The organism is Patiriisocius sp. Uisw_017, from assembly GCF_047731265.1.
GTDB lineage: Bacteria > Bacteroidota > Bacteroidia > Flavobacteriales > Flavobacteriaceae > Patiriisocius.
In genome coordinates, this window is the sequence record NZ_CP159835.1 from 2,628,864 (window position 1) to 2,642,814 (window position 13,951).

General features: G+C 35.8%; 10 protein-coding genes. All 10 read left to right on the plus strand.

Going from position 1 to position 13,951, the window contains the following annotated elements:
• Nucleotides 1-3: 3 nt before the first annotated feature.
• The 10 genes from ABXT67_RS11955 to ABXT67_RS12000 all read left to right on the plus strand — a co-directional run bounded on the left by ABXT67_RS11955 (nt 4) and on the right by ABXT67_RS12000 (nt 13,779).
• Entirely contained in the window at nt 4-1,299 is a 1,296-nt protein-coding gene (locus ABXT67_RS11955; RefSeq protein ID WP_415374277.1) for a glycosyl hydrolase family 17 protein, read from the plus strand.
• Nucleotides 1,300-1,367: 68 nt separating this feature from the next.
• A complete protein-coding gene (locus ABXT67_RS11960; RefSeq protein WP_415374278.1) occupies nt 1,368-2,816 on the plus strand; it encodes a glycoside hydrolase family 30 protein in 1,449 nt (482 codons plus the stop codon).
• A gap of 34 nt (nt 2,817-2,850) precedes the next feature.
• Nucleotides 2,851-5,217 (plus strand): MFS transporter, encoded by a 2,367-nt coding sequence (locus ABXT67_RS11965; protein WP_415374279.1) that lies wholly within the window; start codon nt 2,851-2,853, stop codon nt 5,215-5,217.
• A 32-nt stretch (nt 5,218-5,249) separates the two neighbouring features.
• The gene (locus tag ABXT67_RS11970; protein ID WP_415374280.1) at nt 5,250-6,185 is read left to right on the plus strand and encodes a glycosyl hydrolase family 17 protein; all 936 of its coding nucleotides are present in this window, start codon (nt 5,250-5,252) and stop codon (nt 6,183-6,185) included.
• Nucleotides 6,186-6,245: 60 nt separating this feature from the next.
• On the plus strand, nt 6,246-7,196 hold the full coding sequence (locus ABXT67_RS11975; protein ID WP_415374281.1) for a hypothetical protein: 951 nt from the start codon (nt 6,246-6,248) through the stop codon (nt 7,194-7,196).
• A gap of 9 nt (nt 7,197-7,205) precedes the next feature.
• Complete coding sequence (gene pfkA / locus ABXT67_RS11980; protein ID WP_415374282.1) at nt 7,206-8,192, plus strand: 6-phosphofructokinase; 987 nt, start codon at nt 7,206-7,208, stop codon at nt 8,190-8,192.
• A gap of 67 nt (nt 8,193-8,259) precedes the next feature.
• Complete coding sequence (gap, locus tag ABXT67_RS11985) at nt 8,260-9,258, plus strand: type I glyceraldehyde-3-phosphate dehydrogenase (RefSeq protein ID WP_415374283.1); 999 nt, start codon at nt 8,260-8,262, stop codon at nt 9,256-9,258.
• A 78-nt stretch (nt 9,259-9,336) separates the two neighbouring features.
• Entirely contained in the window at nt 9,337-10,212 is an 876-nt protein-coding gene (locus tag ABXT67_RS11990; RefSeq protein WP_415374284.1) for an N-acetylglucosamine kinase, read from the plus strand.
• A gap of 87 nt (nt 10,213-10,299) precedes the next feature.
• Nucleotides 10,300-11,796 (plus strand): glucose-6-phosphate isomerase, encoded by a 1,497-nt coding sequence (gene pgi, locus ABXT67_RS11995; protein WP_415374285.1) that lies wholly within the window; start codon nt 10,300-10,302, stop codon nt 11,794-11,796.
• Between the two features lie 102 nt (nt 11,797-11,898).
• Nucleotides 11,899-13,779, plus strand: a complete 1,881-nt coding sequence (locus ABXT67_RS12000; RefSeq protein WP_415374286.1) for a S8 family serine peptidase — start codon at nt 11,899-11,901, stop codon at nt 13,777-13,779.
• The last annotated feature ends 172 nt before the right edge of the window (nt 13,780-13,951 follow it).

The following is a 13,951-nucleotide window of genomic DNA, read 5'->3' on the forward strand; positions in this document are numbered from 1 at the left end:
ACCATGAAAAAAGGCATAAAAATAATCATTTACATATTAACAGTGCTGCTTTTGTCTTCGTGTAATAATACCATTCAAAAAGAAAGCAAAATAGATACTTTGAAAGAACAACCAACGGCAACAGTAAAGGATATTTTAGGAAATCCAGATTATTTGGCGATTTCTTATGGTGGCTATAGAAATAAAGACCATAGTATCGAACCCACAGTAGATGAACTCAAAGAAGACATGAAAATAATGTCGGTCATGGGAATCAAAATTTTACGTACATATAAGGTTCATTTACCTCATGCGGCGAATGTTTTAAAAGCAATTTCTGAATTAAAAGAGGAAGATGCTAGCTTTGAAATGTATGTGATGTTGGGTGCTTGGATTAATTGCAAGAATGCATTTACTGATCTGGAACCAGATCACTATCAAGAAAGCGAAGCAAACGCAGCAGAAATTGATAAAGCTGTTGCCTTGGCAAATCAATATCCGGACATTGTTAAAGTTATTGCGGTTGGAAACGAGGCGATGGTAAAATGGGCCGAAAGCTATTATGTACAGCCTAGTGTTATTTTGAAATGGGTAGATCATCTACAAGATTTAAAGGTATCGGGTAAATTATCCAAAGATTTATGGGTTACCAGCTCTGATAATTTTGCCTCTTGGGGTGGTGGTGGTGCCGAATATCATGTAGAAGATCTCAATAAATTAATTAAGGCAGTAGACTATATTTCTGTACATACCTATCCAATGCACGATACACACTATAATCCTGATTTTTGGGGTGTTCCAGAAAATGAAATGCAACTATCTGATGTTGAAAAGATTGACGCTGCAATGGGGCGCGCTAAAACGTATGCTATGACACAATTTCAGAGTGTAGAAAGGTATATGAAAAGTCTTGGTGTGGACAAACCAATTCACATTGGTGAAACGGGATGGGCAACAGTATCAAATGGTCACTACGGGCCTAATGGCTCTAAAGCGATAGATGAGTATAAAGAAGCGATGTATTATCAAGCAATGAGAGAATGGACCAATAAAGCAGGTATTTCATGCTTTTATTTTCAAGCGTTTAATGAACCTTGGAAAGATGCACATAATAAAAATGGATCTGAAAATCATTTTGGCTTATTAACGGTCGAAGGGAAAGCAAAATATGCTTTATGGGATTTAGTAGATAATGGAACTTTTGATGGACTTAAAAGAGGCGAAAACAAAATTACTAAAACGTATAATGGAAACAAAGAGGCCCTAATGAAAGATGTATTAGTGCCCCTTACTACTAAAGAAATAGTAGAAAATAGATAACATGCTTACCGCTATAAATATTTATGAAAATAAAAAAATATCACATATTAATTTTAACCGCTTTTCTTATGCTTAGCTGCGCTGAAAAGAAAGGTGTTTTAAATGTGGAAGTTTATGAAACTTCTGCAAGTGGTAACCAACTTACAAAAATTACCGAATTTTCAACTACTGAAAAGGCTATTGAGATAAAATTGTTGCCAGAAGATAAATATCAAACCATTACAGGGTTTGGAGGTTCATTTACAGAAGCCTCAGCATCCTTATTAAATAGAGTAAGTAAAACGAATAGACAGAAAATACTAGATGCTTATTTTAGTGAAGCTGGTGCAAACTATTCGTTAACAAGAACCCATATGAATTCTTGTGATTTTTCATTAAGTCATTATTCATACGCGCCTGTTGATGGTGATAAGGACTTGAAAAACTTCAGTATTGCTGAAGATATAGACGATTTAATTCCTATGATAAAAGATGCGATGGCGACTTCTACTGCTGGGTTTAAAATTATAAGCTCACCTTGGACTGCTCCTCCTTGGATGAAAGATAATAAGGATTGGCGTGGCGGTAAGTTATTGCCAGAATATTATGATACTTGGGCTTTATTCTTTTCAAAATATAGAACAGCTTACAAAAGGGAAGGGATTGATATTTGGGGCTTTACTGTTGAAAATGAACCTGTGGGGAATGATGGCAATTGGGAGAGTATGCATTACACGCCGGAGGAAATGACCAATTTTGTGCAACATTATTTAGGCCCTAAATTAGAAAAAGACGGCCATGATGTAAAAATTTTAGGGTTTGACCAAAACAGAGGTGAAGAGTTGAAAAAATGGGCGAGCGTTATGTATAAAGATGAAGCTTCTTCTAAATACTATGATGGTATGGCGATTCATTGGTATGGAAGTACCTATGATTATTTTCCTGAATCCTTACAATTTACGCATAACAAAGCACCCAATAAATATCTTATTCAAACAGAAGCCTGTGTAGATTCAGAAACTCCAAAATGGAAAGACGATGCTTGGTATTGGGAAAAAGAAGCCACAGATTGGGGTTGGGACTGGGCACCAGAAAAAGATAAATACTTGCATCCAAAATATGCGCCCGTTAACAGATATGCAAGAGATATAATTGGATGTCTAAATAACTGGGTAGATGGCTGGGTAGATTGGAATATGGTACTAGATAAGCAAGGGGGCCCAAACTGGTTTAAAAACTGGTGTGTTGCGCCTGTACTAGTTGATCCAGAAAAAGACGAAGTGTATTTTACACCGCTTTATTACACAATGTCACATTTTAGTAAGTATATAAGACCCGGAGCCATAGTAATTGGCATTGAAAACCCCGATAAAGATTTAATGGCTACCGCAGCTAAAAACCCTGATGGATCTATAGCCATAGTTGTATTTAACGAACAAACAGAAATAAAAAACGTAACCCTAACTTTAAATAATAAGAGTATTAGCATATCCATAAGCGGACAAGCAATTCAGACCATTATAGTTCCGCAATCATAAACGAACAACCAACTAACTAAAAACAACAACCACTATGTCTAATATCACCAAGAAAGTATCAATGGGTCAAAAAGTGGCTTTTGGTCTCGGGATGCTTGCCAATCAAATGTTTCCTGCTGCCTTGGGTATTTTTGCGGTTGTCTTAGTACAAAATTATGGTTTTTCAACTTTGTTGTGGGGGGTTTTATTTTTTCTTCCGCGTATTTTTGATGCTTTTACAGATCCAATTATGGGTTTCATTTCAGATAACACCAGATCTGTTTGGGGTAGGCGCAGACAGTATGTGCTTTTAGGAGCGATTATTATGGGAATTGCCTTTGCGCTTATGTGGCAAATGTATGTAGCAGATGGTTTAAGTTATAATTTTACTTATTTTTTGATATGGTCTTTAGTCTTTTATTTGGGGCTTACTATTTTTTCGGTGCCTTACGTAGCGATGGGTTATGAGATGAGTGATGACTTTCATGAACGTACAAATATTATGGCAATTGCGCAGTCCATCGGTCAATGGGCTTGGGTTATTGCTCCCTGGTTTTGGGTGGTAATGTATGATGATAGTTGGTTTGGGACTACTACAGATACAACTAGAACTCTAGGTATTTGGGTTGCTGTTGTTTGTGCTCTTTTAGCAATGGTACCTGCTCTTTTTATAAAGAGTAAATCAACTAAAGATGATAAAAGTTTGACGCCTTTAACATTAAAAACAATTGGAGGAAGTTTAATACAAATCAAAGACAATTTTATAGAAGCTTTTAAAATTTCAGCCTTTAGAAAATTATGTTTTTCAACTTTTTTAATCTTCAATGCTTTTAATGTAGTTGCTAGCTTTTCATTTTTTATTGTGGTCTACTACTTATTTAATGGTGATACAGCAGCAGCAGGTCTTTGGCCAACACTACTAGGTAGTATTGGTGCCTTAGCAACTACTTTTTTAGTAATACCTATTGTGGCTAAGATGTCTAAAACAATGGGAAAAAAGAAAGCCTTTATGGTGTCTCAAGGAATTTCGGTTTTAGGATACATCATGCTTTGGTTCTTATTCATTCCTGGCAAACCATATATGTTTTTATTTGCACTGCCTTTTTTTTCTTTTGGGATTGGAGGTTTGTTCACCATAATGATGTCTATGACTTCAGACATTATAGATATTGATGAATTGAATACAGGAAAACGAAGAGAAGGTGTTTTTGGAGCAATTTATTGGTGGATGGTAAAGTTTGGTTTTGCATTTGCAGGATTGGCAACAGGTGCTATTATGGCATTAGTAGGGTTTGTTCCAGATACGGTAAACTCTGAAGAATCCATTACAGGAATACGATTTTTTTATTCGGGTTTACCAATATTTGGTACACTTTGTGCTATGTGGATTATGCGTAGTTATGACCATAACGAAGAAAAAGCGCTTAAAATAAGTGCTCAATTGGCAAAACGTAAAACTGAAAAAAAATCAAAAGAAATATCTTCAGCATATGGCGCTGGTAACTTAGTAGGAATAAACGGTAATATAAAGTTAGGAAAGTATTCTGAAATTGATTTTAGCAATAAAGACGCTAAACATATAGAATCGTTATTTTCAACAGGTTTAAAACTTGGCATCAACGGCTTGTGTTTTAGCCCTTATATTGAAGGTCAAGGTGCAGGAGATATATTAACAGCAACACAAATTCGCCGTCGTATGGAAATCATTTCGCCTTATACAAAATGGGTGCGATCATTCTCTTGTACCGAAGGAAACGAACTCATTCCTGAAATAGCGCACAATAACAACAAAAAATCGATGGTTGGTGCTTGGATTAGTAACGACAAAGAACGAAATGAAAAAGAAATTGAAGCTTTAATAAAGTTGGCAAAAGCAGGTTTTGTTGATATTGCTGCAGTTGGTAATGAAGTGCTTTTACGGGGTGACCTAGTTGAAGAAGAACTAATTTCTTACATCAATAGGGTTAAAGCTGCATTATCTGGTTTAAACATTCCTGTTGGTTACGTTGATACTTATTACGAATACTATAACAGGCCAAACCTAGTAGATGCGACTGACGTTATTTTAGCAAACTGTTATCCGTTTTGGGAAAGTTTCGCAATAGAAGATTCACTTACGCATTTACGACAAATGCACGCTATTGTGCAAAAAGTAGCAAAAGGCAAAAAAATTATTATTGCAGAAACGGGTTGGCCAAGTCAGGGAGAATCAATAGGAGAGGCATATCCAACAAAATTAAATGCCATGAAGTACTTTATCCAGACCCAAGAATGGGCAAAAACGGAAGGTGTTGAAATGTTCCATTTCTCTTCTTTTGATGAATCATGGAAAGTTAGAGTTGAAGGAGAGTTAGGTGCACGTTGGGGAATATGGGATAAAGATGAAAAAATTAAATACTCAATTGAATTAAATAAAAAGTAATTATAAATAAGTTAACCCAAAAAAAATAAACTATGTCATACAGAGAAGGAGATCGGTTTTCGGTGCAAGAACAAAGCAAATTAAGTGATAACGAAGGAGTAGACTTTAGTGGATACACAGGGGGAGATTTTAGTAAATGTTCTTTATCAGAATTAAAAGCTTTATGGCGCAAATCATTGAAAAATGGGATGCACGGTTTATGCTTTAGTATGTATGAGGATGGCCAAAAACCTGGCGATACGATAACAGAAGAGCAGGTAAATAGACGTATGCAAATTATTAAGCCTTATACAAAATGGGTGCGTTCTTTTTCTTGTATAGAAGGCAACGAGCACATTCCAAGAATAGCTAAAAAGCACGGTCTTAAAACCCTAGTAGGTGCGTGGTTAAGCAATAATAAAGAAGACAACGAAAAGGAAATAGCGGCTTTAATAAAACTAGGCAAAGAAGGCTTAGTAGATATTGCTGCAGTAGGGAATGAAGTGCTCTATAGAAACGATTTAACCTTAGACGAATTGTTAGGATATATATGGCGAGTAAAAGAAGCATTACCAGGAATCCCAGTGGGTTATGTAGATGCTTATTATGAGTTTTCTAGACATCCACAATTAGTAGATGCCTCAGATGTTATATTAGCTAATTGCTACCCTTATTGGGAAGGTTGTGATATTGACCACTCCCTAAATCATATGCAAGCTATGTTTGGTCAGGCTTCGAGTGCCGCACAAGGTAAAAAAGTAATTATTACAGAAACAGGCTGGCCAAGTGAAGGAACCAATTTACGTGGTGCTTTTCCATCAAGTGAAAACGCCATGAAGTATTTTATAAACACCCAATTATGGGCAGCAAAGGATAATATTGAAACGTTTTATTTCTCATCCTTTGATGAATCATGGAAAATAGGAGATGAAGGCGATGTAGGCGCTTATTGGGGACTGTGGAATAAAGATGAAAAAGTCAAGTTTTAAGCATAAACTTACATTAATTATAAATACACAAAAAAGTAAGTTTGAGCAAAATTTGAATCTATGAAAAACTATACAGATGTATTAAAGATACAGGCTGGAAAGGCGATATGCTATTCTGGTTTTAGAGAAGGGCAGCAACCTGGAGGAGAAGTACCAAGCTATGACCAGATAAAGGAAGATTTATTAATTCTTCAAGGAAACTGGAAATACCTTCGGCTTTATGATTGTGATCAACACGCTGATACCGTCTTAGAGGTGATACAAAAAGAAAACCTAGATTTCAAAATAATGCTAGGCGCATATATTATTGCTGAAATGAATAACCATGGCTGTCCTTGGGGAGGAAGTAATTTTTCTGATATTGAACTTATTCAGAACAAAGCTCGAAACGCAGAAAGGATTGATAAATTAATTGATTTGGCAAATGCATTTCCAGATATTATTTGTTCATTATCTGCTGGAAATGAAGCCTGTGTAGATTGGACAGATCATTATGTACCCGTAGAGAGCGTTGTTAACTATGTAAAACATATTAAAGCAAACGCAAAACAACCTGTAACTTTTTGCGAAAACTACTTACCTTGGCTTAGTAATCTTAAACCATTAGTTGAAGCTGTTGACTTTATATCCATCCATACCTATCCTGTTTGGGAATATAAAAATATACACGAAGCTTTAGAATACACAAAGCAAAATTATTACGGCGTAGCAGATATGTACCCAGATAAATTAGTTGTTATTACAGAAGCAGGTTGGGCAACAAACTCTAACGGAATAGGTATAGAGGCACATAACGTAAGTGAAGAATTGCAAGAAATTTATTATAACGATTTGATAAATTGGTGTGAAGAAGATGATATATTAACCTTTGTTTTTTCTGCTTTTGACGAACCGTGGAAAGGTTCACCAGAACCCTTAGAACCTGAAAAACATTGGGGGCTTTTTAAAGTAGATAGAACGCCAAAGGTAGTCATGGAATCATTGATTTTTAACGAAAAAGTAACCATATAATTAACCTTAATGAAATCTAAACTTAAAAAAATAGCTGTTTTAACCAGCGGTGGCGATGCGCCTGGAATGAATGCAGCTATTCGGGCTGTAGTTCGTTCGTGTGCATACCATAATGTCGAGTGCGTAGGGGTCTATAGAGGGTACGAAGGTCTTATAGAAGGCGATTTTGAAATATTAGATGCACGTTCTGTAAAGAATATCATTAATAGAGGAGGTACTTTCTTAAAGTCTGCCAGGTCTAAGGAGTTTATGACTAAAGAAGGAAGACAAAAAGCGTATGATCATTTAATACGAGAAGAGATTGATGCACTCGTTACCATTGGTGGTGATGGTACATTCAGAGGAGCTATCGTTTTTAACGAAGAATTTGATTTTCCTATCGTCGGGATTCCTGGCACCATAGACAATGATATAAATGGAACCGATTTTACTATTGGATATGATACCGCCTTAAACACGGTTGTGGAGGCGATAGATAAAATTAGAGATACAGCGAATTCTCACAACCGTTTGTTTCTTATTGAAGTAATGGGAAGAGATGCAGGAGATATTGCATTAAATGCGGGAATTGGAGCTGGGGCTGAAGAAATTTTAATCCCAGAACAAGACTTAGGAAGAGATCGTTTGGTCGAATCTTTAAAGCGAAGTAAAAAATCAGGAAAGTCTTCTAGCATTGTAGTTGTTTCTGAAGGAGGTCAAATAGGCAAAAACATTATGGGATTGGCAGATTATATTCGTCAAAATTTAACCGAATATGAATGCAAAGTAACTGTTCTTGGTCATATCCAAAGAGGCGGAGCTCCTAGCTGTTTTGATCGAGTATTGGCTAGCAGGCTTGGTGTTGGGGCTATAGATGCATTATTAAGCGGAGAAAAAGATATTATGATTGGAGTAATACATAATAAAGTTACCTCAGTTCCTTTTAAAAAATCACTAGAAGGAAGCAATAAGATTGATCAAAGTTTAATCCGTGTTGCAGATATAATTTCAATTTAAAATAAAACAAAATAAAATAAAGTGGAAATTCCACATTGATAAAAAATAAAAAATAAAAAATAAAAAAATGACGAAAATTGCAATAAATGGTTTTGGAAGAATTGGGCGAATCGCCTTCAGAGTTGCTTCACAAAACCCGGAAATAGAAATAGTAGCAGTTAATGATTTATTAGAAGTAGATCATTTAGCATACCTTTTAAAGTATGATTCTGTTCATGGGAGGTTTCCAGGAACTGTAAAGGTAGAAGGAGAACACTTAAATGTAAATGGAAAAACAGTCAGAGTTACTTCTGAAAGAAACCCTGAAAACTTAAAGTGGGATGAAGTAGAGGCTGAAATCGTTTTAGATTGTACAGGAATCTTTACAGATTTGGATAATGCGGACGCTCATATTAAAGCAGGTGCAAAAAAGGTAGTTATATCAGCTCCATCAAAAACAGCTCCTATGTTTGTAATGGGTGTGAATCACAAGGACATTAAAGCGTCAGATACGATTGTGTCGAATGCTTCGTGTACTACAAACTGTTTAGCTCCATTAGCAAAAATAATAGACGATAATTTCGGTATTGTAGAGGGTCTTATGACTACAATTCATGCTTTAACAGCAACGCAAGCAACGGTAGATCAACCTTCAAGAAAAAATTACCGTCTTGGACGTAGTGGAGTTAATAATATCATACCTTCATCTACAGGAGCAGCAGTAGCCGTTACAAAAGTAATCCCAGCTTTAAAAGGAAAACTTACGGGTATGGCATTTAGAGTGCCTACAGTAGATGTTTCGGTAGTAGATTTAACAGTTCGGACAGAAAAACCAACAACTTTAGACGAAATTAAAGCGGTATTTAAAGAAGCTGCTTCAGGCGATTACAAAGGTGTTGTTTCATATACTGAGGATGCCGTAGTGTCTCAAGATTTTGTAAGTGATGCACACACGTGTAATTTTGATGCAGAAGCAGGACTTGCGCTCAACAACAATTTCTTTAAACTAGTAGCTTGGTATGATAATGAATATGGTTATTCTGCAAAATTAATTGATCTTGCAATCCATATAGCATCTTTGAAGTAAAACAAATTACTTTGCTCTATTGGGTCTATTTAATTTGTATTCATTCGTAAATAACGGAAACATTAATAATAAAATACTATGGTTTTAATAACAGATGGCGGCTCTACAAAGTGCGATTGGATTTTACTAAATCCTCTTGGTGAAGTTGTTATAAGAACGCGTTCATTGGGTTTAAATCCGGCAGTAGTGCTTGAGGAAGATCTTTTTGAACGCATCTCAACAAATGAGGACTTAAAGACTTATTTTACTGCTGTTAAAGAATTAGATTTTTATGGAGCGGGTTGTGGGACTAAAACACCCGTTTTACTCCTTAAAAGTGTTTTAGAAAGAATTTTTACAAATGCAAAAGTAACCGTTAACGAAGATACCGTTGCGGCGGTATATGCGGCTACTACAAAGCCCGGTATTGTTTGTATTTTAGGCACAGGGTCAAACAGTTCCTACTTTGACGGTAAAGAAATACATTCTTCCGTTGCTTCTTTAGGTTACAGCTTAATGGATGAAGCTAGTGGGAACTACTTTGGAAAACGCTTAATTAGAGATTATTTCTATAAAAAAATGCCTTCTATATTGGCGCTTGAGTTTAAACGCAGGTTTAATTTAGATCCTGATGATATCAAGCTTAATTTATATAAAAAATCAAATCCTAACATGTATTTGGCTTCTTTCGCTCAATTTATATTTGATCCTTCTGAGAATAGACCCAATAACGCGGGAGAAATAAACGGTTATTTCTATAAATTAATAAGTGAAGGAATGCTTAAGTTTATTGAGTATCGCATATTATGTTACAAAGAAGCGCAGCGCGTACCAATTCATTTTATTGGTAGTATTGCTTATTTTAGTGAAGATATTATAAGAGATTGTATGAAACCTTATAATCTTGAACTAGGAAATATTATTCGGCGCCCCATAGACGGACTTATTGAATATTATAGAAATAATAGACTTTAGCGTATAGAGCCTATCGTAATATTTTAGTAGTTCAAGAAGGGTTATTAAATCTTATAGTTTTACATTAAACGTTATCAATAAATTGCTATGTTACCTAAAATAAACCCAACAAACACTAAATCTTGGAAAGCGCTTAAATTGCATTACACTGAAATGCAATCTTTAAAAATTCAAGAACTTTTTAAAGAAGATAATAGTCGATCCACCAACCTGCGCACTGACTTTGAGGATCTCTCTTTGGATTATTCAAAAAATCGAATTACAAAGAAAACCCTAGATTTGTTAGAATCACTAGCGAATGAATGCGGTTTAAAAGAGGCAATCGAAGCACAGTTTGAGGGTCAAGAAATAAATGAAACTGAAAATAGAGCGGTATTGCATACGGCGCTAAGAAATTTAGAAAACCTCAAACCCGAAGTGGCTAGTACACTAGAGAAAATGAAGGTTTTTTCTGACTCACTCATCCAAGGAACCCATCTAGGGCATACAGGAAAGAAAATTACCGATGTAGTCAATATAGGTATAGGCGGGAGTGACCTTGGCCCAGCAATGGTTACAGAAGGGCTTAGTTATTATAAAAACCATTTACAGGTTCATTATATTTCTAATATAGATGGAGATCACGTTAGCGAAACCTTGAAATTTCTAGATCCAGAAACAACACTATTTATTATTGTTTCTAAGACTTTTACGACTCAAGAAACTATTACGAACGCAACTACTATAAGAAAGTGGTTTCTTCAGAAAGCACCAGAAAGTGCAATTTCATCTCATTTTGTTGCGGTTTCAACAAATAAAGAAGCGGTACGTTCCTTCGGTATAGACGAAGACCAGGTTTTTACGATGTGGAATTGGGTGGGGGGCAGGTTTTCCTTGTGGAGCGCTGTTGGTTTATCAACGTGCTGTGCTATTGGATATGATAATTTTAAAGAATTATTAGCTGGAGCAAGTGCTATGGATACTCATTTTAGAGAAGCACCTTTTTCTACAAACATGCCCGTGCTTATGGCAATGATTTCGGTGTGGTATAGTAATTTTTACAATGCTGAAACCGAAGCAGTATTGCCTTATACACAATACCTTACTAAATTTGTAGATTACCTTCAGCAAGCAATAATGGAAAGCAATGGTAAATCCATAGACCGAAATGGAAATCGTGTAAATTATACCACAGGAACTATAGTTTGGGGAAATACAGGAACCAATTCACAACACGCGTTTTTACAATTACTGCATCAAGGAACACGGTTGATTCCAACCGATTTTATTTGCTATAAAGAATCTCTTTATGGAAATAAAGACCATCACAATAAGCTTATAGCCAACTGTTATGCACAAGGGGATGCCTTGTTAAATGGTACTTATGGGGAGACTGTTGATGCGCCGTATAAAATTTTTGAAGGAAATAAACCTTCAAATCTCATCGAAATTGACAAATTGACTCCAAGATCTTTAGGCAAACTTATCGCTCTATACGAACATAAAATTTTCGTTCAAGGGATTATCTGGAATATTTACAGCTATGATCAATGGGGAGTTGAGTTAGGAAAGAAAATGGCAAATAGTAGATTAGAAAGCATGTAGCTTTTTTAATTATAGAATTAGGACTTAAATTTTACCCTACGTAAAAAGGAAAAATTATATTGGCTCGAAAAAGTTTTTTACTTTTGTAAAAAAAAGAGACGTATGAAAAAGAATAGAGTGCTTGGTTTATTCTTTGTTGTAGTTGTAAGTTTTTCTTCCTTTTCTCAAACTGAAGCACAGCGTCAAAAAATTTCAAATTCATATAACATAGAAAAATTGAACCTTCTTGAAAATGAACTGAGGGAGCAATTTGAAACTAAGCAACAAAGGGCTTTTGCATTGGCGTCTCAAAATGGTTGGCCATTAGAATACGCAACGGCAAATGGGGGCAATGCGTTGCTAGTGGACATCTTTCCTGATGGAACTCCAAAATATTATCAAACGGAAAATAAGGAAGCCGCCATTACAACTCGCACAGATAGAGTTCATTCAGGAGGAATTGCAGGTCTAAATCTTAACGGTGAAAATATGACCATTGGTTTTTGGGATGCAGGTCCAGTAAGGGCAACACACGAGCTTTTTAGTGGTCGCGTTACTTTAGTAGAAAATACAGGTAACGTAAGCAATCACGCCACACACGTGGCAGGAACAATCATTGGGAATGGTAATGTTGTGGGAGGAAACGCGAAAGGAATGGCTCCAGAGGCAGCGCTTTTAGCATACAATTTTAATGATGATGAGCCAGAAATGACAAACGCAGCCGCTAATGGTATGCTAATTTCAAATCACAGTTATGGAATCGATCCGAGCGGAACTCCTCTATGGTATCTAGGATATTATGATTCTAATGCACGCAACATTGATAATATTATCTACAATGCGCCATTTTATTTGCCAATTTGTTCTGCTGGGAACGCTAGGACTTCGGGAGAAAACCCTGCAGACGGTGGATATGATTACCTTAACCATTATAGTGTTGCAAAGAATAATCTTGTTGTAGCTGCAACTTTTGAAGTTTTAGAGTATCAACAACCCAGTGATGTAGAAATGTCAACTTTTAGCAGTTGGGGTCCTACAGATGATGGTCGCATTAAGCCAGATATTTCAGCAAAAGGCGTAGCTATGTTTTCCAGTTCTGGAGCTGCAGACGGTCAATATACAGTATTAACTGGCACGTCTATGGCTAGTGCTAATGTATCAGGAAGTCTTTTATTATTGCAGCAACATTATAATGAGCTCAACAGCGAGTTTATGCAGGCATCAACTTTGAGAGCATTGGTTTTGCATACCGCAGATGAAGCCGGAACGACACCAGGACCTGATTACCGTTTTGGCTGGGGCTTATTAAATACAGAAAAAGCAGCACAAGTTATTTCTAATAACGGCACCAATGCAATAATTATTGAAGAAATCATTACACCTTTTGATGATTACACTTTTTCTTTTACATCAGATGGCACTAGCGATTATACAGCAACGATTGCTTGGACAGATCCAGCTGGAGATTTATTGCCTTCAGGAATAGAAGATGTATCAACACCACGTTTAAAAAATGATTTAGATTTAAGAATTTCTATAGACGGTGGAGAAACTTTCTTACCTTGGGTTTTAGAGGTCGCTAATCCAACTGCAGAAGCCACTAGAGGAGATAACGTGGTAGATAATATTGAAAAAATAGAAACGATTTTACCAGCAGCTGGAGATTATACGGTAAGAGTTTCTCATAAAGGAAACACGCTTGTAAATAATGAGCAAAGTTTTTCTTTGGTTTTAACTAGTAGTAATAGTGTATTGAGTGTAACGAATAACTTGATTGAAAATTTAGTTATGTACCCCAACCCAGCGAACAGTAAACTTTATATAAATGCAAGTGAAACTATAGAATCAATTAGAGTTTATACAGTGCAGGGTAAAACAGTAAAAGACATTCATGTTGCATCAAAAAATAATGTGGTGGATATTCAAAATTTAGGCACTGGAATTTATTTTGTTAAAGTGGTGTCTAAAAATAAAACGGAGGTAATTCGATTACTAAAGGAATAAATTTTTAACAATAATAATCACTAATCCTCATTTTTTGAAAGGTGGGGATTTTTGTATTGTAGCTTATATGCAGAATGATGTAGTTTCACTTTTAAATAAGGTAAAGTAGGACTTTTGCATTTAGTGTTGTTATACCTTTAAAGATGCCAACATTTTTTTATTGATTTCTTAG